Consider the following 24105-nt stretch of genomic DNA (forward strand, 5'->3'; position numbering starts at 1 on the left):
AAGCCTTAAACAACTGTAAGCATGGCATACATGTAAGAGAACCTGGAGCTTTCGGGCACCAGCAATAAGATCTTTTCGCCAACTTTTAATTTGCCGCTGTGAAACAACTCGTTTATCATCAAATAAACAGAAGCCGCGCCAACATTACCCACGGTGTAGAGGTTCATGAACCATTTTTCGTAAGGGATACCGCCGCCATAAATCTCGATCATTTCGTAGATCTTCGGCCTGAAAAAGTCGCTACTAATGTGTGGTAAAAAATGGTCAATATCATTAACCCCTAAACCACGCCTTTCAAAAATCTCTTTGATCTTTTTACCACCCAGCGGAACGATGTTATCACTCAGTAAACCAATATCCTGTTTTATGCTGAAAATAGATTTATTCATTACCTCTTCGGGCGTAAAATCCATGAAACCTTTCAGGCTGCCATCGGGTAGTTTTTCGGCCCCCATATACATACAGGCATCCATTTCGTTGGCGTATGATACACCTTCAATCCAATCCACCCGCAGGCTGATGCCGGTTTCGTTAGGCTTATCAGTCATTAAAAATGCCGATGCGCCGTCGGACAGCATCCACCTTAAAAAATCTTTATGGAAAGCTATGTATGGGTTTTCAGTAAGTTCCTTGAGTTTCTGAGCTTCCTCTTCAAACACATCAGATACCAGCAGCCCCGAAAATCTTTCTGAGCCGGTGGCAACCGCCTGTTTGCAATCGCCGGATTTGATGGCCATATATGCATACTTTAAAGCATGCATGCCCGCGCAGCAAACACCAGCCGGCGATACCACTTCAATGGCACCGGTTTCGGGCAGCCAGCCGTGGGTCATTACACCATGACTGGGCATCATTTGATCTGGTGATGAAGTACCGCATGAAAGCAGGGCAGTTTCCTCAATTTTAGCTGAAGTATTTTTAAATAACTCTTTAACAGCCAGCGCGGTCATTTGCGCGTTGGTGTGGGTAGCTTTATGATTTTTATCTAAGGCGTAGTACCTGGTTTGGATACCATTATTCCTCAAAACTATTTTTTTTGATTTCGAGGGTTTGTTGTCGATATAACCCAGGTACAGCTCCATGTCATCACTCGCAACAGGCTCGTTTGGCAAAAAAGCAGATGTGGTGTTTATATAAACCTCGTTAAAAGACATGTAAATGTTAATTTAATTGTAAATAATAATTCATTTTAGCCTCAATCCGTTGGCCAAAAAATGGTTTTATAAAAATCATATCCAGTATGAGCAGGATAGGCGCTCCTATAAACAGGGCAATAAAAAGATAATATTTAAATGCCGTAAGCCATGGCCCTTTGTTTTTGCGTTTAGCAATAGTTTTTGCCCATACCGCAAAAATGATCTTGGCCTTGCCCTCAATAAACATCAGGGGATACTTGATATGTACGGCATCCTGATGCATAAATTCGTCCTGCAGGCTATCCCAGTAAACCATATCCATACGGGCAGCTATAATCCGGCCAAACCTGGCAACACCAATAATTTCCTGCTCATCAATACCGGGCTTAGGGAATATATTTAAATAACGTTCTTTTTTACCGGTTAGCATCCAGTAAAAAATGGTGATGAAGCTTATGGGGTTAAGATGCCTGTCAACAAGGGCAATATTACCAACCAGCTTAGCCCCGGTGTTTTGTATTGATGTGCGGAAGCGCTCAAAAGCGTTAAGCCACATATTGCGTGCCGCGCTGATGGTTACCACGGGTGTACCATTCAGCACTTTCATAAAATCGGGGTGGTTGATGAGCGAGTTTGAAGGAATGCTTGGCGATAAAAACCAGGGTTGATAGCCAATGATAACCAGGTCATACTTAGATTCCTTTAGCGTGAAAGGTTCTATCTCGGCAGATGCCCCCAGTACACAATCGGGCATTACACTAAAAAAGGTGGACCCTTTCCACGGAAAATTATAGCTGTTTACCATTTTAATGGCCACCTTCTCAACCGAATAACCGGCATCAATCACGGGCTGCGTAAGCGAATCAATGATATCGCTCATCTGGCCCGACTGGGTGTAGTAAATAGCTAAAACTTTTTTATTCATCACAGCTTAGTTTAGGTCTTCGGTATGCAAAACTTTTGATGTTTTGCTATAGTCAATAATTGCCCGCTGTACAACAGGCGACAGTGTTTTAAAGTTTTTCACTACCAACTCCTTATCTTTTTCGATATCGGCCTTGTAATGAACAATTTTGGGGGCTTTTTCCTGGATCACCAAACGTAAAAAATGCAGATCGGTGTTTTCGGGTTCGGCCTGTAGTGCCGTTTCCAGCTTGATCCTGCCGGCTTTGAAAAAGCTCAGCTTGTCTTTAGGTTTGCCGGCAAGGCTTGCTTTTTTCATTAATAAAGCGCCCTCGTAGCCATTGTTCCCCGCATCGGCCAAATTAGTAAGTTCCTGGTTTATTTCGTCGATATTGTCAGACGCCATAGCCTTGTAAAAGGGAGCCTTCTCCAACTTTTGCGCGTAAACTGTAGTGCAATTCAGTATTAAAACAAGCAAAAAAGCACAGGCAAGCGCCCAATGCATTCTCAGATAATTTCTCATAATCCTTACCAAATGTAATAAATAAAACAAGCCGTGCAAACCAATTGGCGTGTTGGCCTTATAGCCATATCCCCAACCCATTTAAGCTCATTTAGTTTTTTATTTTTTTATTAATGGGTATCAATGTATTAGTAACAGAGGCGAGAATTGGTGGAAGGTTTAATTTGAGGAGGCATAAAAGATGTGGGCGAATGCTCCCGGATACAAAACAAACAATAGCGACTCTGGCAATTCAGATATTACCAATAAAGATTTAACGTTGTTAAACCTGATGCCCTTACCTGCCTTTAATTCATTCATTGCAGCAACAGTATCTGCATTGGGAATATTATTTTCATTTTTTACCTTAACAGATATACCCATCTCCTTCAGAACCTCTACAACCAAGTGGGTTTTGCTATTGAAAGTCGAATAAACTAATTGTTTGGCTCATGTTAATTTTGAATCCTAATTTGACTTTCGACTATTTGCCGTGTCTTACCAATGTTTATAGCCTCAAATCATTAAAAATCGATTTTCTTTCGCTTACTTTGAGGTTTGAATTTTTTTAAGGAATTTAATGGTATAATTTATCGCATCTTCCGTATACATGCATATGAAAATAGAAGTCGTTGGTTCACATGGATAAAGCTCAACAGTTTGTGGGGGAGTGGGCCGTGGTTTTAGGGGGATCAAGCGGATTTGGTTTTGCCGCTTTACAAAAGCTGGCAAGCCATGGTATGAACATAGCTGTTTTATACCGTGAAACAGCCATCACCGAAAAACCACTTAAAGAAAATCTTGCCAAAATAGCTACCGAAAACGCCGTAACTATATTGCCTTTCAATATAAACGCGCTTGAGCCGGGCGGTCGCGATTTATTTTTAAAACAATTTACGCAAGTTGCTGTACATAAACATTGTGTTAAGCTATTGTTGCATTCTATAGCCCGGGGCAATTTAAAACCACTGGCGGCAAGTGCAGCAGATACCGAAAACACGAATGTTCTTTCTACAGATGATATACAAGCCACAAGCTACGCCATGAGCAATAGTTTGCTGGATTGGACCAGGCTTTTGTTAAACGCCGGTTTGTTTAACGCCGATGCCCGGATAATTGGGCTCACCAGCGATGGTGCCCATAAATATTGGGAAAGCTATGCCGCAGTATCAATTGCCAAGGCATCGTTAGAGAGCCTGACTAAATACATGGCTGTTGAGTTTAGCCGGTTTGGCTTAAAAACAAACCTGGTACAGGCGGGGGTTACCGAAACAGCATCGCTGAAAAGGATCCCCGGCAGCGATAAACTGATAACCCTGGCCAGCGAAAATAACCCGATGGGGCGCATAACCAGGCCAACGGATGTGGCAAATGTGATATATATGCTTTGTACCGACGAAGCTTTTTGGATAAATGGTTCATTGATTCATGTAGACGGTGGTGAACATTGTTTGTAACTATTATACTTTTTAATGCATGAATAACCACATACTTAATCATTTACCGTATAAATCAACATTCCGTTTTATTGACAACATTACATCATTAAACGAGAATGGGGTTACCGGTGATTTTACCTTAAAACAGGATGCCTTTTTTTACGAGGATCATTTTGAGGGTAACCCTGTTACCCCGGGTGTGATCATTACCGAAATTATGGCCCAGATAGGCCTGGTGGTATTGGGCATTTTCCTGATTATGAAAGAGCCGGGCAGAGAATTGTCAACCGATCCATCTTTATACCCGGTGCTTACCTCAACCGATGTTTCTTTTTACAAGATGGTTTTACCGGGTCAAAAAGTTACCGTTATTTCTAAAAAACAATATTTTCGTTTCGGTAAGCTTAAATGCACTGTCGAAATGTTGAATAGCTCAAAAGAAATTGTTGCCCGCGGTACATTTGCCGGTATTATTAAACATATTGATTTAAAATGAGCAGGCGCGTTGTAGTTACGGGAATGGGCGTGATATCGCCAAATGGGATAGGGGTAAGCGCGTTTCTTAATGCTATACAAAACGGGGTATCGGGCATTAAATTTATACCTTTGTATGAAGAGCTAAAGTTTAGCTGCCAGGTTGCGGGCAAGCCAGATTTTGTACTGGAAGACTTAAAAACTAAAAACTACATTTCTGAAGTTACCTTTCATGGTTTAAAAGGAACCAATATAGGCTACGGCTTAATGGCTGCGCTTGATGCCTGGGCCGATGCAGGCAACACTTACGATACCGAAGAAACCCGTTGGGAAACCGGCTGCATTTTTGGCAACAGTGTATCTGATACCGAAGCCATGAAAAACGTAATAACCCGGGTTGATAACAAAGAAGTAAAAAAATTAGGATCACGCGTGGTTGAGCAGGCTATGAACAGCGGCGTTACCTCCTATGTGTCTGGCCGATTAGGCCTGGGCAATAAGGTAATCACCAATTCGGCTGCCTGCGCAACGGGAACACAGGCCATTTTAATGGGGTATGAGGCTATTAAAGACGGCTATGCCAAACGGATGCTTGTGGGCAGCAGCGAGTATGTGGATACCTACGTATTTGGCTCGTTTGATTCTATGCGCGTACTATCCCGTAAATTTAATGATCAGCCTGAAAAAGCATCCCGGCCAATGAGCCTAACCGCCGGCGGTTTTGTTCCGGGATCGGGCGCGGCAGCTTTGGTCTTGGAGGACCTTGAATTTGCCCTGGCCCGCGGCGCAAAAATTTATGCCGAGGTATTAGGGGGTAACACCAATAGCGGAGGCCAGCGTGCAGGCGGATCTATGACGGCTGCCAATCCCAAAGGCGTTATCCGGTGTATTGAGGAATCGATAGCAAACGCCAAAATCAATCCGAACGATATTGACCTGATAAGTGGCCACCTTACTGCTACCAATGCCGATATGCAGGAAATTCAAAACTGGTGCCAGGCCCTGGGCCGCTCGGGGGCCGGCTTCCCGGTGATGAACTCCCTTAAATCCATGATAGGCCATTGTTTAAGTGCCGCGGGCTCTATCGAATCTGTGGCATCAATATTGCAAATTGTACATGGTTTTGTGCATCCAAATATCAACATGGATGATCCAAATCCACAAATAAGCGACTACATCAGCATGAATTGCCTACCCACAACCATGCTGAAAAAAGATATCAATATTGTTGCAAAAGCTAACTTTGGCTTTGGCGACGTTAATTCCTGCTTAATATTTTCTAAATTTAACCCTAATGACACGACAAGAAATTTTAACTGAACTAAAAAAGGTTTTATCGCCATACACACTTGAGAAAGAAGCACTGGCCAACATTGACGAAAGCACCAACCTTATTACCGACCTGAAAATTAATTCAGCTAATCTTGTTGACATCATCATTGACGCCGAAAGCAAATACAACATTGAGATAGATTATGATGCTGCCGATAAAATGGTAAACGTTGGCGGTTGTATTGATGTAATAGAAGAGAAGACCAACCAGCAAATATGATTGAAAGTGCCGGTAATGATATTATAGACCTTGCAGCAATAAATACCGAACGTACAAAAGAGCAAAGGTTTTATACAAAATTCATTACCGGTACCGAAACATCACTTTACAGCTCCCCCCCATTGGCTGCTTTACCCTTTGAGTTTTTTGTGTGGATGTTATGGTCGATAAAAGAATCGGTTTATAAATTCATGCAACGGCATCAGCCAGATCTGGTGTTTTCTCCCTCAAAAATTGTCATTACGCAAATAGCGCCATCAGTAAATTCGCTTTTAACTGTCCCTGAATTAATAGTTGAAGCACTGGGCTTTAGCAATAGAAACGTTTACAATAGTAAGATAACTTTTGATACAGAGGTATTTTACGCAAACACTATGATCACGGCAGGATATATCTATACGGTAGCTAATGATCAAAACAATTTTGATCATCTATACTGGGGTGTTCAACAAATCCCGCAAAGCGATCCATCTTCTCAATCCCGGGAAGTGCGCAAATTCGTCCTCAATAAATTGGCATCAGTTATTGACAAAGGCAATCTTAGTATAGTTAAAAACCAGGCTGGCTGCCCTATATTGTTTAGCGGTACGGCAATGGTAAATCAGCCAATTTCATTGGCACATCACGGGTATTACGTAGCCTATGCCTTCCCTAAAAATGGCATCTAAAAGACGCTCACTAACTGTTGCGCTGGTAACATTTAAATACAGTCGCACGTAAAACGGTAAATAATTATCCATTGGTTATGGACGACCAACTTTTGGCCCCTGCAATCCGTAAAACCTGTGGCGATATCCAAATATGAGACTACCTGTTAAATTGTTACTGCTGTTTTTAGGTTTACTGGCCGTAGGGTTTGGGTTTTACGTTAATCGAAGGTACTCACTCGAAAAAAGGTATGTTTCCGCTCCCGAAAAGAAGCATAAAAACAATATTTTAAGAGTAGGTATCATTGGCGATAGCTGGGCAAGCGGCACATCGTTGGATACCATCATGACAGATGAGTTTTTAAGGCGGGGCATTAAAACCGAGATCATATCTTTTGGTGAACCTGAAGCCAAAACTAAAGACATTTATGATAACCTTTATGCCAATCCAGGCACGCCGTACTCCAGCAGTGAAATTTTGCACCATAACCTTGATTATTGTGTGATCCTGGCCGGTACAAGCGATGCATCGGGAGAAATGGGTGCCAAGTTTTATGCCTATTACTGCACCCTTATCATTGATGATCTGCTTAAAGATAAAATCGAGCCTGTATTTGTTACCATGCCGGAGTTTGGTCTTAGAGAGGCAGAAGATAGCTTAGGGGTGTTAAAAAAAGTACGTAACGAGGTAGGTTCATTAATTATTGATAATGGCAGTACCGGCACCTTAGATGACTACCGTAAACAGATAAATGAGGTACTAAAAGATACCCACCTGAAGGATTCGGCTATAGTGGTGCCTTTTAATTTGGTGTGTGATAATTATCAGAAACATAAGATATTGTACCGTAACAACAGTCATCTTTCCATCGCTGGCAAGCAAAAGATGGGTCGAATAATTGTCCAATATATCCTTGATAAAATGCACAAGAGCGACTCGCAGCCTGCGCAACCGGGAGGAACAGGTTCGGCAAATATTGTGAGTTCAACACCCGCGGCAGCTGCAAAGCGATCAGGAAGTTAACGATTTAAGGTCGATTTTAATATCGAACACGGGACATCTAATGTTGAATAATGAAGTTAAATCTTCGGTGTTGGACATTCGGAATTCATTATTCGATATTATTGCTACTTCTGTTTTTTCTCAACTTAATGAGCTAAGGCCTCGATCTTTTTAATATCCCTATAACAAATATAAAGTGGGATAAATCCAAAAATGCCGAAGCAACAATCAATACAGCGCCAGTAAACAGGGATCCCACGGATAGGGCCGGCTATAAATGCCAAAGGAAATACCATAACGCAGGCAATCATCCCAAACTCAATAACCCAGATGTTTTTAACAGGATCCCGCAGCGGGCCAATAAAAACGGTAGCTATCACCAGGTGACCAAAAGCCAGCCAATCTGTACCGTAGCTTAAATAAGGATAGTTTTGATTGGTGGTTTTAACAGCCGTATAAACTGCAGTGATCCAACTGTGCATAAACGACGGGAATACATCAGCATGTGCAGCCATAAAAGCCAGCTCGGTTTCAATAGGGAACGCAGTAACGCCGCTTAATACCAAGCCGATAATAAATACAATAACCCAGGTTTTTACCTTTTTACGCAGTTGTGATTCGGTTTTCATAATGGGCTGAATTTAAAGATTTGTTTAAACAAATCTGGCGTTTTTAGATGCTAAAAACCGGCGGGCGCATATGAGGTTAACGCAAAAAGTAAATGTAAAGTACGCCCGAAAAAATATAGTTACAAAAGCTATTTATCCTGCAAATCCGTAAATATATTTGGTTAACAAGCTCAATTTCAAGCCTGCTTTATGATCCCCGAAAACAAAAAGAAAGCCGTGGCCCATGCTTTGCAATCAACCTTTGGCGTCAACGAATTTGATGAGATCCACGAACTTACCGCAGGCCTTTCATCGGCCCTGGTTTTCAAAATTATTATCGATAGTAAGCCTTATCTACTTCGTATAATTACCCGCACGGATGCCATGGCCGATCCTACGCACGAGTATATCTGTATGAAAGCAGCAGCCGAAACCGGAATTGCCCCAAAGGTTTGGTATGCCAATGTGGATGAAAGAATTTCGATCATTGATTTTGTAGAAGCAAAGCCTTTTCCAATTACTGAGGCTAAAGTTAAAATGCCGGATTTGCTGAAGCGGTTACATACCCTGCCTCCTTTTCCATTCCGCATCAACTACCTGGATAAGATGGATGAGTTTGTCGCCAGATTTAGGGAAGCAAAGATGATCCCAGGGAAATTGGCCACGGGAATATTTGATGCCTATGCAAAAATTAAAGAAGTATATCCGCGAGATAGCCACGATTGGGTAGCTTGCCATAACGATCTTAAACCAGAGAACACGCTGTTTGATGGAGAACGCGTTTGGCTGGTTGACTGGGAAGCTGCCTTTTTAAACGATCCTTACCTCGATCTCGCCATATCGGCAAGTTTTATAGTAGGGAATGATGCAGAGGAAAGGGACTACCTTAAGGTATATTTTGGCAAAGAGGCCGACAATTATCAGCATGCCCGTTTTTTCCTGATGCGCCAGCTGCTTCACCTGTTTTATACGGTAGTATTTATGCAATTGGGTAAAGCACCGGATAAGCCGTTAGATTTTAATATACCGCTACCCGGTTTCCGGGAATATCACGACCTGATCTGGGCGGGCAATGTTAGCCTGGCAAATGCAGACAACAAACTGTTATATGCCCACGTTCATATGGAGCAGCTTCGGCGTAATTTGAGGCTGAAGCGTTTTGAGGATTCGTTGCTAATTGTTTCTAAAGGCGCGGAAGGTTAGCCATTCATCTACCAGCGAAATCCCTTTCACCCACCTGTAATGAATTCGTGTTATCTTAAGGCACCTTTTTTGAGTTAGACACGAATGCCCGCCGACCCGGTTACAATTTAATCGAATTTCACGAATTTTGGAATTGATCGATAGCACAAATCAGGGCAAACGCATCTAAATAATTAACGGGGATAAGCTGTTATTTAATAATAGGTAACAGGTACAAATATTTGGATGCGCCTACATTGCACCATGCATCAGTTTAGTGTTAACCTTGCTAAAATATAAAACATTGATTATTAGATAATTATAATGTATTTTACCTGAAATATGTTAAGTTATGTTAACCCTGGTTAGATGCATTTGCCCTGCAGCACAAGTTAAAATGTGATTGAAAAAATCGTGAAATTAGCTATAATCTATTTTACGGGCGTTTAAATTCGTGTTTACTCAACTCCCAACTTGTGAGAAAATAAAGTTTAATATTAAAAGCGATTTCCCTTATTCATCTACGGGACTCAGGTTCGAAACTTTTTTTATATTTGTATCAAAGGAAATGGTGTCTTCCTACTTAACCGCCCTAAAAAGCTGATGGCGCCTACATTTAATTAACCCGCGGATTTTATACCGCGCTAATTTTTTGTAGGTGAATAATTTCAATATCCAAACACATTCAGGTACACCGGGCAATATCATATTGCATCGCTCCTGTTTTCCCAACTCTTTCGTGATCAAAGTAAGCTGCATTCCCGCTTCTGCGCCGAAGAAGATTTGCCGCGTTCATAAATCATCGATTTTAAACTTAAATTAGCATCACCATAAAATGAAAGATAAACTATTTCCGTCCGCTCATTTCCAGATCCTCAAATCGCTTTTAAGGTGGACTATCATCATCATTCCCATCGCTATAGCCATAGGCAGTATGGTAGCTTTATTTTTAGGGTTGCTTAACCTGGCTATTCATTTCAGGTTTAAACATACCTGGCTGTTATACCTTTTGCCCGTAGCCGGCGTAGGCATCCACTTTATTTATAAACTGGTTGGCAAAACATCTGAGAAAGGGAACAACCTTATCATCGACGAAATCCATCAGCCCGGGGGGGGCGTACCCAAACGCATGGCACCTATTGTGCTGCTTACTACAATCATTACCCACCTGTTTGGTGGTTCGGCCGGACGCGAGGGTACGGCGGTGCAAATAGGTGGCAGTATTGCACAGGCCTTTGGCATATGGTTTAAACTTAATGAAATTGATACCCGCATTGTACTAACTGCCGGAATAGCCGCTGGTTTTGGAGCCGTATTTGGCACACCGTTAACAGGGGCCATATTTGCTGTGGAAGTGTTAATTATTGGCCGCATTCAATATAGTGCTTTGCTGCCCTGCTTAATAGCTGCCATTATTGCCGATGTTACGGTAGCTGCCTGGGGAATACATCATACACAATACCATATAGCGGTTTTCACCGCTGTACCTCATTGGTTTTCGCAGTATACTACTTTTGATTTTGTGCTGTTGTTTAAGATCATTGTAGCATCGGTAGCGTTTGGCCTGGCCAGTTACCTTTTCGCCTTCCTGGTGCATGGTCTTAAATCATTTTTTGTGAAAAATATTCCCAAACAATGGCTTATCCCCATATTGGGAGGATTGATCATTATTGGCCTCACGGCAATTATCGGCAAGCCCGATTACCTGAGCCTGGGTATCGATGCTGAACATGCGGGGGCTGTTACCATCCCATCGGCATTTAATACTGCCGATGCTGATACCTGGAGCTGGCTCTGGAAAACCATTTATACCACGGTAACCCTTTCAACCGGCTTTAAAGGCGGCGAAGTTACGCCGCTGTTTTATATAGGCGCAACGTTAGGTAACACCTTATCTGTTTTAATGGATGCGCCGGTAAGCCTGTTTGCGGCCCTTGGCTTTATCGCTGTTTTTGCAGGCGCTACTAATACACCAATAGCCTGCACTTTTATGGGGATAGAACTTTTTGGCGGCCAGTATGCATTGTTCTTCGCCGTGGCTTGCTTTACGGCTTACTTTTTTAGCGGGCACTCGGGTATTTACGGTTCCCAACGTATCGGCATCTCAAAAACAGGTCAGGACGGCGTTGAGGAAACCCTATCTGAAGTCACAAAAGCAAGGCAAACCTATACCCGGCAAAAGCTGGAGAAATATAGGTTTAGGAAAGGGTAAGTAACAGAGTCTTCTAAAAGCCTTACGTTTTATGAGCACCCCGTAGGAGTGAAAACTTTGTAGCATATAAATCATGGATCTTTTGGGTGCCGTAGGTACACCACTTAATCCCTCCAATTTAACCTCACCATATCAAAATGATAACCACCACCTTTCATTTTGATAGGCATTATAACATTAACAAGATTGGTTTTATGTGGGTTTTATGGTCTTTCGGTGTTTAAAAGCACTTTTATAGCCCCCAACCCCTTTTTGGCATGTATGTGGTAATGCCGCCTGTATATTCATTAAAAATTTAAATATCATGGCAGCATTTTATATTGTGCTTGAGGTAATTGCTTTTATAGCAGTTATAGTTGTTCCGCTAAGTGGCCCTAAACGCGTTAAGAAACAAGCAGCCGCAACTGTTAGCAGCCTTGCGGTTACCGAAGAGGGTTACCTGGAACAATTGGCAGGCAACCCGGCTCATCACTTACCGGTGCATTAATTATTAAAACCACTTAATTTGATAAGAAAAGCCTTTCATTTTGATAGGCTTTTTTTGTGTACCAAATATTTTTAACTAAATAAAATATTCATTTACACAGGCTAAACACCCAATTGGCCGCAGTCGGGCACATCGGGCATTCTTTTGGCATCGGGGTTTGTACAGTTATTAAAACGATTGACGCGAATAACTGAAATAACTCATAAAAGAAATGGAAGATGAACGAATTATTGTAAGACCAGCAATCCCCGCTGATGTGGTATTTGCAGGTGTGATCATTGATGAAATGGAAAGCTCGGCCATAGCCCGTGGGTCGGGGATCTCAAAACGATCGGCGGCATCACTTATCGAAAAAATAGACGCGGGTAAGGCCATCATCGCCATAACCGAAAACGGCGAATGGGTGGGCTTCAGTTACATTGAATGCTGGGATAACGGCAAATTTGTATCAAACAGTGGGCTCATCGTTTCGCCCAAACACCGTAACAACGGCATAGCCTCACTAATTAAAACACAAATTTTTGAACTGTCGCGCAGTAAATACCCGGCTGCTAAAGTTTTCAGCATTACATCGGGCCTGGCAATCATGAAAATGAATACCAAACTGGGCTTTGAGCCGGTAACTTATGCCGAAGTTGCCCGCGAAACCCAATTTTGGGAGGGCTGCAAAAGCTGTGTCAATTATGACGTATTGCAAAGTAAAAACAGGTGCAATTGTCTTTGTACCGCCATGCTGTTTGATCCACAATTAAACTAAGTCGCCTTTATATGACAATGATAAAAGACAGTAAAAAAGGATTTGCCCAGGCCTGGGAAGGCATGCCGGTAAACCCACATTTTTTCAGCGAATCTGTAGCCCTGTTGCAACACCTCATTAAAACGCAATCTTTTAGTGGCGATGAGAGCGGTGCCGCCGATGTTGTACATCAATATTTATTTGGCTACGGCATTAAGGTAAAGCGTAAAGGAAACAACATTTGGTGTACTAATAAATACTACGATGAGACCAAACCGACAATATTGCTTAACTCACATCTGGATACTGTTATGCCAAACGAGGGTTATACTAAAGATCCGTTCTGCCCGGAAATAGCTGACGGAAAACTATATGGTTTAGGCAGTAATGATGCCGGTGGCTGCCTGGTATCGCTTGTGGCCACGTTTTTGCATTTTTATTGCTACCAGGGCTTAAGCTTTAACCTTTGCCTTGCCCTTACCGCCGAAGAGGAAAACTCCGGCGAAAACGGCATCAAATCTATTTTGCCTTTGCTGGGTAAACTGGAACTGGCCATTGTTGGTGAACCTACCCTGCTGCAAATGGCCGTTGCCGAACGAGGTAACCTGGTGATAGATTGTGTGAGCAACGGCCGGTCGGGTCACGCCGCGCGCGAAGAAGGCGATAACGCTATTCACAAATGCCTGCGCGATTTACAGTGGTTTAAAACCTACCAGTTTCCGCAGTTGCTGAAAGGGCTGCCTGCTGTAAAAATGAGCATAACCACTATTAAATCGGGCTTGCAGCACAATATTGTGCCCGCCCGCTGCGAGTTTACGGTAGATATCCGGCATGACGATAGTTTTACCGCCCGCGAAATATTAGAAGTAATTAAAAAGAACGTTACCTGCCAGGTAAAACCACGCCCGGGTTCATTGGGAGCTTCGTCGGTGCCGATGGACCATCCCATAGTAAAAACGGGGATAGCTGTGGGCTGTAAAACCTATAGCTCGCCAACCACTTCTGATCAGGCCTGGCTTACCATTCCATCAGTTAAAATCGGGCCAGGCGATTCCGCCCGGTCGCACTCCTCAGATGAGTTTATTTATCTCGAAGAGATCAAAAAAGGGATCAGCTTATACATCCGGCTTTTAGATGCGTTGCCGTTGCTGCTGATCAATAATCCCAACAAATACAAAGATGAAATCAGGCATATTAATAATTGATGACGAGATAAGGCTTAGCGAGCTAATGGCCCGCATCCTGGTGCTGGAAGGCTATAATGTACACCAGGCGGCCAATGCCAAAACCGGTTTAAAACTGTTAGAGCGGGAAGATATCCGCGTAGTACTAAGCGATGTGAAATTACCAGATGCCAACGGGGTTGACCTGGTTGAAAAAATAAAACGGATAAAACCCTACGTAGAGGTTATCAACCTCACCGCCTTCGGCACTATTAGCGATGGGGTACTGGCCATTAAAAACGGGGCTTTTGACTATCTCACGAAAGGCGATGATAATGATAAGATCATCCCACTGGTAAGTAAAGCCATGGATAAGGCCAATTTGCAATACCAGGTAAGCGAATTACAGCGCCAGGCCGAATTGCAACACGGCTTCCCGATAGTGTTGGGGCAATCGCCGGCCATTTTAGAAGCAGTGGAGCTGGCCAAAAAAGTTGCCCAAACAGACGCCACCGTTTTGCTTTTGGGCGAAACCGGCACAGGCAAGGAGGTATTTGCCGAAGCCATCCATTGCGAAAGCCTGCGAAAAGATAAACCCTTTGTAGCCGTAAACTGCAGTGCCTTTAGTAAGGAATTATTGGAGAGCGAGTTGTTTGGTTATAAAGCCGGCGCTTTTACCGGCGCAGTGAAGGATAAAAAAGGCCTGTTTGAAGAAGCCAGCGGAGGTACCATTTTTTTAGATGAACTGGGCGAAATGAGCCACGACCTGCAGGCCAAATTGCTGCGGGTACTGGAAAATGGCACCTTCATAAAAATTGGCGAAACCAAAACCACCAAAGTAAACGTAAGGCTGATAGCCGCCACCAACCGCGACTTACAAAAGGAATCTGAAGAAGGACATTTCAGGCTTGATCTGTTTTACCGTCTTTCGGGCTTTTCTATTGTATTACCCCCCCTGCGTGAGCGGGTTGGCGATATTGAGGTGCTGGCCCGGCATTTTATTAAGCTGTACTCGGCCAAGGTTAAAAAGAAACAGCCCGATGTTGACGCCCGATTTTTCAAACTTCTTAACCAGCATAAATGGAACGGTAACATCCGCGAGTTAAAAAACGTGATAGAGCGGGTGATCATCCTCATGGATGAGCCTATACTTACGCCCAAGCTATTACCTAACGAATTTCATAACGGAGGCTACTATGACCTGGTAGCGCTTGACCTTAATAGTGTGGAAAAACACCACATCCGAAGGATCCTGCGATATGTAAAAGGCAATAAAACCGAAGCCGCCCGAGTACTGGGTATTGGCCTGGCTACCCTTTATCGTAAAATAGAAGAATACCAGATACTGATGAACTGATCAGGTTGAGAAAGCCGACACCTCATATTGAGAGGCTTTTATCGCCACAAAAAAATACAAAACAAAAGTTTGATTAATAATCTCCTCATAATCAAGCTAAAAAAACCGAATCCTCAAATTTCGGAACAGCAATTGGCAACCATGCCATGTTAACAGCAACTAAGGGCAAAGCATTAAACAATCACCGCTTTGCCCTTTACGCCAGCAAATAATATCCATATTTAAAATGAAAAAACTTCTCTTATCAATTGTTTTAGGCATCTCTATAACTACTGCCTACTCCCAGGACCAGGCAACCGCGCTAAAAAAAGACAGCGCAAAGGTTAAGGATACCGTAAAAACCAAACCAGAACCTTTTGCTTTTGGCGATTTTACCTGGCTTAACGGTAATGACCGTCGCCACAAGGCCCTGCTGGATACTAAATATTTCACCGGCCGTTTCCTGCTCGATTTTAATTACACCGCATCAAACAATAACCCTGTTGACCATACCGTAGTGGGCTCAACCGCACTTGCCCGCGACCATGAATTTGAAATTTCGACCGTAGCCTTTGGCGGCGATTTTCATTACGATAATGTACGTGCCAGTGTGCTTACCCAATTTGGTACAAGGGCAACGGTAGTGCCACGTAATGATTTAAGTGTAACCCGCGGCCAGTTTGATCTTTCAACGGCTTACCGTTATTTAAGCGAAGCCAACGCAGGTTATCACTTTAACGTGTTGAATGGTATTAACGTTGATGCAGGTATCTTCATGTCGTATATCGGCCTGTTCTCCTACTACAATGCCGAGAACTGGGCCTATCAGCCATCATTTACCAGCGATAACACGCCATGGTTTTTTAACGGTGTAAGGGTTCAGATCTTTGTATCTGATAAATTAAAAATAGAACCCTGGTTAATCAATGGTTGGCAGTCATACGGGATGTTTAACAGCAGGCCGGGTGTAGGCGGTCAAATTTTATGGCGCCCTGTTGAATGGTTCCAGGCCTTATCAAACAACTATTACGGTGCCGATACACAGGACAAGCCCGGTCGTAAACGTTTCCATACCGATAACAGCGTGGAGGTACGTTACTACAAAAGCAATAACAAAAACTCTTTTGTAAACAGCGCGGCCTTTTCTATAACCGGCGACCTTGGCGACGAAAAAGGTGATGGCGTAAACGGCTTTACATCAGATCCGGTTAAAGGCCCCGCGCAGTATTTTGCAAGCGCGATGCTATACCATCGTATGGTAATGGCTAAAGGCCATTTAGGCTGGACATTTGGCGGCGGCTTTATGAACAACCCAGGCCGTTACCTGGTACTTTACCCAACGGGTGATGCCAACCCAATTCCCGCAATAAATACCGGCGCGGTAGGTACCCACCCCTTCTCAGCCAACCCGGGCGATAAGTTTAAGGCCTATGATTATTCAACTACTATCGATCTGATGCCTAACGATTACTTAACCTTTCGCCTGGAGGCGGTGCACCGCCATGCCAACGTGCCTTACTTTGCCGGCCATGGTGGGGTAACATCGCCAGACGGTTATAATACCACACCAGTGGGAACCTTCACGCCCGACCTGGTAAATTCTGAAACAAGGTTTATAGCTGCCCTGTTGGTACGCTTTTAAACAACAAGATATTATACAAACCTGCCATAACTTAGGATTGATTGTTTAGCTAAGTTTAGTAAGGTTGGGAGCCGGGTTTCGCCGCCCGGCTTTTTAAAACCCCTATAGCACATTCGCTATACCACAACAATAAATAGATAATCATGAAAAATTCGATCAAGGTGCTCATCGCAGCGATGGTGATCTGTGTACAAGGTACCAGGTTACAGGCACAATCAACAAACAAAACAACCGGTATTTATATAACTGAACAGGATTTTAAAACCGGGAAACTGAGCTATACTTTAGGTGCAGGCGATAAGCTGCTGCTTAATGAGTTTTTAAACGGTAAAAATATAACGATAATTAGCCAGGGACAAAAGACAAAGCTTGCCAAAAGCCAGATGTTTGGTTATTGTCAAAACGGGCAAAGCTATCGGTTTTACCGGGGTGAGGCTTACTGCGTGCTGGATACCGCAGGCTTTATACTTTACAGTTGTGAGCAGTTGATACCACAAGGCAAAGGACTAAAACCGGTTGAAAAATACTTCTATAGTGTTAACATCACGGCCCCTGTTTTAAGTTTAACAATGGCCAATATTGATGAAAGTTTTGCTGGCGAAACCGGTTTTAGGTACAGCGTCAATAGCCTTTTTGAACAGGACGGCAACCTGGTGACTTATGATAAAGCGAACAGGCAATACATGATCAAATACCTCTACCAGGAATATAAGCACAACGCCGCAGCGCAACATGCCGCTCTTTAATTAACTATTAATAATACCCCTAACAAGTAAAAGCTCTGGTTATATACCGGGCTTTTATGCTTTTACATAGTTGGCCCTTCTGTTTATATATAAGGGTTTATGTTAAATCGGCGTAAATTCAGTATTATTTCAGAATCTGTATATAGGTTTGTTACAATAAGGATTCTTTAAATTGTAGATAATAACAGGGCGCAGATGGCTATTAAAGACTTTAATTCAAATCACCAGGATACAATTCAGCTAATTTATTTTGCCTTAATTTTAATTTCGCTTTGGGCATTTGAGGCGTTGGTTAATCCGTTGATATTAAAATCAAAACTTCGGCATACCGGCGTTAATCTATCCTTTATCTTTACAGCCCTGCCCATTCAGCTTTTTATGATCGGCAACGTGTTAATCCTATGCACCTGGACTAACCATCATCGCTGGGGGATTGTTAACTGGATTCCCTTTCACCATAATCCCTGGGTTTATTATATCAGCCTTTTTGTGTTGATGGATCTGTGCGAGTATACCTACCACGTGATCATGCATAAATTTGATTTCCTGTGGAAGTTTCATTTGGTGCACCACAGCGATTTAAAGGTAGATGTATCAACCACCACCAGGGAGCATCCGGGCGAAACATTGATACGCACCACTTTTTTGATGCTATGGGTATTTTTGCTGGGGCCAACCTCACTGGTATTAGTGTTGCGGCAAACCATTCAAACTTTTGCCAATATCACCGCCCACACCGAATTTAGACTGCCGCATCGGGTTAATAAGATCATCGGGCTCATTTTTATTACCCCCAACCTGCACCACGTACACCACCATTACCAGCTGCCTTATACCGACCGTAACTATGGCGATGTATTATGCATCTGGGACCGGCTTTTTGGTACCTATGCCGAGCTTGATCCTAATGAAACCGTTTATGGCGTTGATACCCATATGGAACCACATATAAACACCCGTTTTTATAATATCCTTAAAATTCCTTTTCAAAAATTGAACAGGAAATGATGATAAAAACCTGCCCAGGCCTTACAAAGGCTTCATCATTTTTGGCAAAATGGCTTTTCTTTTTAATTACGATATGTGGAGTTAAAAACAGCTGCGCGCAAACAGAAAGCTTTATGTCAAAAATTTACTTCCCCGGCGCAGTTGGACTAAGCATTCCTTTTGGCGGCCTGGACGAAAGCGTGAAAAGAGGACTGATGATAAACACAGCCTTAGAAGTAAGGCCAACAGCCGGCAACGCTCTCTTTTACAGGTTTAACTATGATGCTATTACTAATCATTACAAAGAGGTTTACAATAACTCGCCTACTAATGTTAATAATGGCAAATTGTCATCGGCAATATTTTCCCTCGGGATGGGCTATCGTAAAAAGGTAGGCATTATAAAGCTATTTGGTTTGTTACAGCCGGGCATAGCCATCAACAGCTACGATAAGGTGACAGACAGGGCCGGCAGCATCACCATTGACCAGGTTACACGAAGGCATTTTTCAATGAAATTAAGCGGGGGCGCAGAATATTACCTGGCCGAGCATTTCGCGCTTACTTTTGAGCCATCGTATTTTTATCTGTCGCCAAGAAACAGTTACAAGTTGCTTAATCCGCAAAGTGTTAATTTTAGCATTGGCTTTACTACCACCTTGTTTTAAAACAACGAACAATACCAGGGTTTAAAGAATCATCAATAACTCCAACAAAAAGCCCCGCATATTTAACATGCGGGGCCTATAGCAATAAGATTATTAGGTCAGTTATGACATTTTTAATTTCTTCTGAATGTCTGCAACGTAACCTTTGAATTTTTTATCGGTATCAATTAAATCCTCAACAGTTTGGCAGGCATAAATTACGGTAGAGTGATCGCGGCCGCCAAAGAAATGACCAATTGATTTTAATGAGCTTTTGGTATGCGCTTTGGCCAGGTACATCGAAATCTGGCGGGCCTGTACAATTTCGCGTTTACGGGTTTGTGACTTCACCATTTCGATAGGCACTTCAAAATATTCGCAAACCAGGCTTTGAATGTACTCCATCGAAATTTCTTTAGATGAGTTTTTCACAAAGTTTTTCAACATTTGTTTAGCAAGGTTAAGGTCAATCTCCTTGCGGTTAAGGGTTGATTGTGCCAGCAGGGATACCATAGCTCCTTCCAGTTCACGTACATTGTTATCAATGTTATGGGCTACATACTCTACCACATCGTTTGATAACTCAATACCATCCTGATAAATTTTATTCTTTAAGATAGCCATGCGGGTCTCCAGGTCTGGCACTGTCAAATCTGCCGATAGGCCCCATTTAAACCTCGATAATAAACGCTCTTCCAAACCAGCCAGATCCTTAGGAGCTTTATCTGATGTGATGATCAGTTGCCTGCCACTTTGGTGCAGGTGGTTAAATATATGGAAGAAGAAATCCTGCGTTTTTTCTTTACCTGCAAAGTTGTGCACATCATCCATAATCAATACATCAATGGCCTGATAAAAGTTCACAAAATCGTTAATGTTATTGTGCTTAAGGGCGTCAACAAATTGCTGGGTAAATTTCTCGCACGATACATATAGTACAAGCTTATCCGGTAATGACCGTTTAATCTCGTTACCTATAGCCTGCGCCAGGTGGGTTTTCCCTAAACCAACACCACCATATATCATTAGGGGGTTAAATGAGGTGCCACCCGGTTTAGCAGCCACAGCATAACCTGCAGATCGTGCCAGGCGGTTACAATCACCCTCAACGAAATTTTCGAAGGTGTAGTTCCTGTTTAATTGTGGGTCTACATTCAGTTTCTTCAGGCCGGGGATCACAAACGGATTTTTGATATCCTTATTAATAGAGATCGGGATCGGCATTGACTGATTTTTCGACTCGGCTCCGTTTCCGTTCGATGGCATATTCGTAGTGTATGGTTTGCTTGATGATGATTGCTCAACAACAATATTGTATTCCAAACGCCCTTCGTCGCCCAATTGTTTTTTAATTGTTTTGCGCAACAAACCTACATAGTGCTCTTCAAGCCACTCGTAAAAGAATAAACTTGGCACTTGTATGGTTAATACGCTTCCTTCCATCCTTAAAGCTTTTATCGGCTCAAACCAGGTTTTAAAACTCTGGGCCGGTATGTTGTCCTTTATGATCTGAAGGCAGCTATTCCAAACGTTAGTACAAGTTTTTTCCATATTAGATATAAGTAATTATTTGATTTCCAACCCCTCAGCCAACAACAAGATGAGCCTGCTACGGAACATCGAATATTGCCAAAAAAAGCTTATAAAAAAATTAAATTTCAACTTTTTTAACATTTCACAACTTATTAACAAAAGTTGTTTTTAAGTATAAAATTTGTATATAAAACAATTTTTGACAATGAAAAATGTAATTGCATTATTTAAAAATTAAAATTTTTTCCATGAATTAAATTACTCAAAACCATGGAAATAGCGTATTTTTTTAATGCTAATTATACGCTAAAAAAGGGGCAATTGTTAAGCCATTTTAGCCATTTACGCTATACTAAAAACTAAAGCACTGGCCTTGTGCCCGATAAAAATAAAAGCTTGGTCTTTGTTAATTATGGCACGGTATCGTCAACACGTCAAATACAATTTCCGCGATACTAATACTCCCCAAAAACGCCACGCAATACATCGGCGATTTCACCTAAGGTAGCATAATTCTCAACCGAAGATACTATTAACGGCATTAAATTTTCGGTGCCCAAAGCTGCTATTCTTAATAGTTGTAAGTTTTCTTTAACAGCCTTATTGTCTCTTTTGTTTTTGAGATTTTTTATTTTCTCAATCTGCATTTGCCTGATGGAATCATCAACCCTGAAAACGTTTGAGGCCGCTTCTTCGGACTGGGTAAATTTATTAACCCCCACTAAGACTTTTTCGCCACTTTCAATATCATTCTGGTATTGGTAGGCCGATGCCGCTATTTCCTGCTGAATGTAATCCTGCTCAATGGCCTTTACGGCACCGCCCATGGCGTCTATCTTATCTATATATAACTGCGCGGCAGCTTCAATTTCGTCGGTCAGGGCTTCTACAAAATATGATCCCGCCAGCGGATCGACCGTATCGGTTACCCCGCTTTCAAAAGCGATGATCTGTTGGGTGCGCAGGGCTATCTTGGCGGCCGCTTCGGTAGGAAGGGATAAAGCCTCGTCGTACCCGTTGGTATGTAATGATTGCGTGCCCCCCAATACTGCCGCCAGCGCCTGGTTGCTCACCCTGATGATGTTATTAAAAGGCTGCTGCGCCGTTAAAGTCGATCCGCCGGTTTGAGTGTGAAACCTTAGCTTTTGCGCACCGGCATCCGTAGCGCCTAAATCTTTGGTGATGTGCGCCCACATGCGCCTTGCGGCCCTGAATTTGGCAATCTCTTCAAAAAAGTTGTTGTGGCAATTAAAAAAAAAGGACAGGCGTTTGGCAAATACGTTAATATCTAACCCCTTTTCAAGCGCTGCTTTTAAATAGGCTTTGCCGTTAGCCAGGGTAAAAGCCAGCTCCTGCACGGCGGTTGATCCTGCTTCGCGAATGTGGTAGCCCGATATAGATATGGTGTTCCATTTAGGTACCTCCTTGCTGCAATATTCAAACACATCGGTAATTAACCGCATAGATGGCGTGGGCGGATAGATATATGTACCGCGTGCGGCGTACTCTTTTAATATGTCGTTTTGAATGGTACCCGAAATTTGGGTAAGGTCGGCACCCTGTTTTTTTGCTAACGCTATATACATCGCCAGTAATATAGCAGCCGTAGCATTAATGGTCATGCTGGTTGTGATGTCCTTTAATTGGATGCCATCAAACAGAATTTCGATATCATATAAGGAATCAATCGCTACGCCCACTTTCCCTACTTCACCTTCGGAAAGTTCATGGTCGCTATCATAGCCTATCTGGGTGGGCAGGTCAAAAGCTACCGATAAGCCGGTTGTTCCCTGACTTAATAAATAATGGTAACGTTTGTTTGATTCTTCGGCTGTTGAAAAGCCTGCGTATTGGCGCATGGTCCAGGGTTTGCCGCGGTACATATCCTTTTGAATGCCGCGGGTAAACGGAAACTCCCCCGGCAGCTCTACTATGTGGGATGGTCCGGTGTAAACTTCCTTTATTTCGATGCCCGATGTTGTGCTGCGCTTTTTGGCCATGGTGGTTAAAATAACTCCTCCATATCCTGCCTGATCAGGCTCAGGGCCATCTCATACGGATCGTCATCCAGTTTGCTTAAATGCACCAGGATGGTTTTGCTTAGTTCCAAAGCGCTGGTATCTGCCGGCAGGGCTTTAACCGCGTTGTTAATTACATTCAAAGTATCTTCTTTAACCCTTTTTACTACCGCCCACACCCGGGCACTCAGATAAATTTGCTGCGTTATGTTATGCTGAAATTCGCTGCGTACCTCATTCATGATAATGGCTTGCAATTCGGCAGCGGTATCTGCCGATCCGTTAAGGCGCAGCAGCATGCTTGATGGATTGATGCGTTCAATAAAAAGCACTACCCGTTCATAGGCCTGTAAACGCAGCGGCAAGGTTTGATTGCTGATGGTCCGTTTAAGCTCCAGGATCTGGATACTTTCTGATTTATCTAAATAGGGTTTAAACAGGTAAAAAGCAATATACACTACGCCAACACCAGATACGGTGTATTTTAAAATATCAAATAAAAATGGCAGTTGAAACATGGTCATGAAAATGTTAAACGCAGGTCATAAAATGCCTGTGGATGTAAAAATCCACATTTTACCTTATATTTGTGTAGATAAATAAAAAATAAGATGAGTACTGCTGTTGAAATTTTACCGGTATCATTTACTCCGGGAGCTGTAAAGGAACTTTTTAAATTAAAAGATCAGCAAGAAATAAGCGATGAGTTTGGCTTGCGCGTAGGTGTTGAGGGAGGTGGCTGCTCGGGTATGAACTATATATTGGGTTTCGATCAGAAAAAGGATGGCGACCAGGAGTTTATTATCGATAACATTAAAGTATTTATGCATAAAGCGCACGGCATGTATTTGATGGGTATGCAAATAGATTTCCAGGACGGCCTTAACGCCCGTGGCTTTACATTTAACAACCCCAATGCAGCAAGCACCTGCGGCTGCGGAACTTCATTCTCGGTATAATTAGAATCAGGAAGTAAGAGTCAGAAATCAAGACAGAAGAAAACAAGTCCGGCATGACTGACTGGTTTAACTTGTGGCTTGGTTATTAAAATAATACAAAAAAGAGGCCGTATCATAATTCAAATGATGCGGCCTCTATGTTTGCAACGTATTGGCTCCATGTTTATCTGTTTTCGTTGAATTTCTCAGCAAG

Annotated in this window: 25 protein-coding genes and 1 riboswitch; of the genes, 17 read left to right on the forward strand and 8 right to left on the reverse strand. The window is 42.7% G+C overall.

What is annotated here, in order from left to right; all coding sequences use genetic code 11:
• Positions 1-5 precede the first annotated feature (5 nt).
• The 4 genes from darB to FHS10_RS19930 all read right to left on the reverse strand — a co-directional run bounded on the left by darB (position 6) and on the right by FHS10_RS19930 (position 2949).
• On the reverse strand, positions 6-1154 hold the full coding sequence (darB, locus tag FHS10_RS19915) for a dialkylresorcinol biosynthesis protein DarB (RefSeq protein WP_259093877.1): 1149 nt from the start codon (positions 1152-1154) through the stop codon (positions 6-8).
• A gap of 7 nt (positions 1155-1161) precedes the next feature.
• Entirely contained in the window at positions 1162-2061 is a 900-nt protein-coding gene (locus FHS10_RS19920) for a hypothetical protein (RefSeq protein ID WP_259093879.1), read from the reverse strand.
• A gap of 6 nt (positions 2062-2067) precedes the next feature.
• Positions 2068-2562, reverse strand: coding sequence for a hypothetical protein (locus FHS10_RS19925; RefSeq protein ID WP_259093881.1), 495 nt, complete (start codon positions 2560-2562; stop codon positions 2068-2070).
• A 159-nt stretch (positions 2563-2721) separates the two neighbouring features.
• Complete coding sequence (locus FHS10_RS19930) at positions 2722-2949, reverse strand: hypothetical protein (RefSeq protein WP_259093883.1); 228 nt, start codon at positions 2947-2949, stop codon at positions 2722-2724.
• 233 nt (positions 2950-3182) lie between these two features.
• Here FHS10_RS19930 and FHS10_RS19935 point away from each other — a divergent pair, with 233 nt between their 5' ends.
• The 6 genes from FHS10_RS19935 (at position 3183) to FHS10_RS19960 (ending at position 7677) form a co-directional block, all read left to right on the forward strand.
• Complete coding sequence (locus tag FHS10_RS19935) at positions 3183-3998, forward strand: SDR family oxidoreductase (protein WP_259093885.1); 816 nt, start codon at positions 3183-3185, stop codon at positions 3996-3998.
• A gap of 19 nt (positions 3999-4017) precedes the next feature.
• On the forward strand, positions 4018-4476 hold the full coding sequence (locus FHS10_RS19940) for a 3-hydroxyacyl-ACP dehydratase FabZ family protein (RefSeq protein WP_259093887.1): 459 nt from the start codon (positions 4018-4020) through the stop codon (positions 4474-4476).
• Entirely contained in the window at positions 4473-5774 is a 1302-nt protein-coding gene (locus FHS10_RS19945; RefSeq protein ID WP_259093889.1) for a beta-ketoacyl-[acyl-carrier-protein] synthase family protein, read from the forward strand. Before FHS10_RS19940 ends, FHS10_RS19945 begins: the two co-directional genes overlap by 4 nt.
• Positions 5749-6006 (forward strand): acyl carrier protein, encoded by a 258-nt coding sequence (locus tag FHS10_RS19950; protein WP_259093892.1) that lies wholly within the window; start codon positions 5749-5751, stop codon positions 6004-6006. Before FHS10_RS19945 ends, FHS10_RS19950 begins: the two co-directional genes overlap by 26 nt.
• Positions 6003-6674 carry a holo-ACP synthase gene (locus tag FHS10_RS19955; protein WP_259093895.1) on the forward strand — a complete coding sequence of 224 codons (672 nt, stop codon included), beginning with the start codon at positions 6003-6005 and terminating at the stop codon, positions 6672-6674. Before FHS10_RS19950 ends, FHS10_RS19955 begins: the two co-directional genes overlap by 4 nt.
• Positions 6675-6807: 133 nt before the next feature.
• Positions 6808-7677: an SGNH/GDSL hydrolase family protein gene (locus FHS10_RS19960; RefSeq protein WP_259093898.1), complete on the forward strand. Its 870-nt coding sequence runs from the start codon at positions 6808-6810 to the stop codon at positions 7675-7677.
• A 125-nt stretch (positions 7678-7802) separates the two neighbouring features.
• Here the strand turns inward: FHS10_RS19960 and FHS10_RS19965 are convergent, their stop codons facing one another.
• Positions 7803-8285 (reverse strand): hypothetical protein, encoded by a 483-nt coding sequence (locus FHS10_RS19965; RefSeq protein WP_259093900.1) that lies wholly within the window; start codon positions 8283-8285, stop codon positions 7803-7805.
• A gap of 189 nt (positions 8286-8474) precedes the next feature.
• Between FHS10_RS19965 and FHS10_RS19970 the strand changes: the two genes are divergently transcribed.
• The 10 genes from FHS10_RS19970 to FHS10_RS20015 all read left to right on the forward strand — a co-directional run bounded on the left by FHS10_RS19970 (position 8475) and on the right by FHS10_RS20015 (position 19423).
• A complete protein-coding gene (locus tag FHS10_RS19970; protein ID WP_259093903.1) occupies positions 8475-9467 on the forward strand; it encodes a phosphotransferase in 993 nt (330 codons plus the stop codon).
• 534 nt (positions 9468-10001) lie between these two features.
• A riboswitch (Fluoride riboswitch) is annotated at positions 10002-10066 on the forward strand.
• 215 nt (positions 10067-10281) lie between these two features.
• On the forward strand, positions 10282-11658 hold the full coding sequence (locus FHS10_RS19975) for a voltage-gated chloride channel family protein (protein ID WP_259093906.1): 1377 nt from the start codon (positions 10282-10284) through the stop codon (positions 11656-11658).
• A gap of 304 nt (positions 11659-11962) precedes the next feature.
• Positions 11963-12145: a hypothetical protein gene (locus FHS10_RS19980; protein WP_259093908.1), complete on the forward strand. Its 183-nt coding sequence runs from the start codon at positions 11963-11965 to the stop codon at positions 12143-12145.
• 211 nt (positions 12146-12356) lie between these two features.
• Positions 12357-12902, forward strand: coding sequence for a GNAT family N-acetyltransferase (locus FHS10_RS19985; protein WP_259093910.1), 546 nt, complete (start codon positions 12357-12359; stop codon positions 12900-12902).
• A gap of 11 nt (positions 12903-12913) precedes the next feature.
• A complete protein-coding gene (locus tag FHS10_RS19990; protein ID WP_310504196.1) occupies positions 12914-14086 on the forward strand; it encodes a M20 family metallo-hydrolase in 1173 nt (390 codons plus the stop codon).
• Positions 14061-15401, forward strand: coding sequence for a sigma-54-dependent transcriptional regulator (locus FHS10_RS19995; RefSeq protein WP_259093912.1), 1341 nt, complete (start codon positions 14061-14063; stop codon positions 15399-15401). Before FHS10_RS19990 ends, FHS10_RS19995 begins: the two co-directional genes overlap by 26 nt.
• Positions 15402-15627: 226 nt before the next feature.
• Complete coding sequence (locus tag FHS10_RS20000) at positions 15628-17022, forward strand: outer membrane beta-barrel protein (protein ID WP_259093913.1); 1395 nt, start codon at positions 15628-15630, stop codon at positions 17020-17022.
• A 143-nt stretch (positions 17023-17165) separates the two neighbouring features.
• Positions 17166-17768 (forward strand): hypothetical protein, encoded by a 603-nt coding sequence (locus FHS10_RS20005; RefSeq protein ID WP_259093914.1) that lies wholly within the window; start codon positions 17166-17168, stop codon positions 17766-17768.
• A gap of 195 nt (positions 17769-17963) precedes the next feature.
• Positions 17964-18776: a sterol desaturase family protein gene (locus FHS10_RS20010; protein WP_259093915.1), complete on the forward strand. Its 813-nt coding sequence runs from the start codon at positions 17964-17966 to the stop codon at positions 18774-18776.
• A 113-nt stretch (positions 18777-18889) separates the two neighbouring features.
• Positions 18890-19423 (forward strand): hypothetical protein, encoded by a 534-nt coding sequence (locus tag FHS10_RS20015; RefSeq protein ID WP_259093917.1) that lies wholly within the window; start codon positions 18890-18892, stop codon positions 19421-19423.
• 102 nt (positions 19424-19525) lie between these two features.
• Here the strand turns inward: FHS10_RS20015 and dnaA are convergent, their stop codons facing one another.
• From dnaA to FHS10_RS20030, 3 genes are all read right to left on the reverse strand, one after another.
• On the reverse strand, positions 19526-20953 hold the full coding sequence (dnaA, locus tag FHS10_RS20020; RefSeq protein WP_259093919.1) for a chromosomal replication initiator protein DnaA: 1428 nt from the start codon (positions 20951-20953) through the stop codon (positions 19526-19528).
• 437 nt (positions 20954-21390) lie between these two features.
• The gene (locus FHS10_RS20025; protein WP_259093921.1) at positions 21391-22935 is read right to left on the reverse strand and encodes an acyl-CoA mutase large subunit family protein; all 1545 of its coding nucleotides are present in this window, start codon (positions 22933-22935) and stop codon (positions 21391-21393) included.
• Positions 22936-22940: 5 nt separating this feature from the next.
• Positions 22941-23477 (reverse strand): DUF7935 family protein, encoded by a 537-nt coding sequence (locus FHS10_RS20030; RefSeq protein WP_259093923.1) that lies wholly within the window; start codon positions 23475-23477, stop codon positions 22941-22943.
• A gap of 87 nt (positions 23478-23564) precedes the next feature.
• Here FHS10_RS20030 and FHS10_RS20035 point away from each other — a divergent pair, with 87 nt between their 5' ends.
• On the forward strand, positions 23565-23912 hold the full coding sequence (locus tag FHS10_RS20035) for a HesB/IscA family protein (protein WP_259093925.1): 348 nt from the start codon (positions 23565-23567) through the stop codon (positions 23910-23912).
• The last annotated feature ends 193 nt before the right edge of the window (positions 23913-24105 follow it).

The sequence above is a fragment of the Mucilaginibacter dorajii genome, from assembly GCF_024808255.1.
GTDB lineage: Bacteria > Bacteroidota > Bacteroidia > Sphingobacteriales > Sphingobacteriaceae > Mucilaginibacter > Mucilaginibacter dorajii.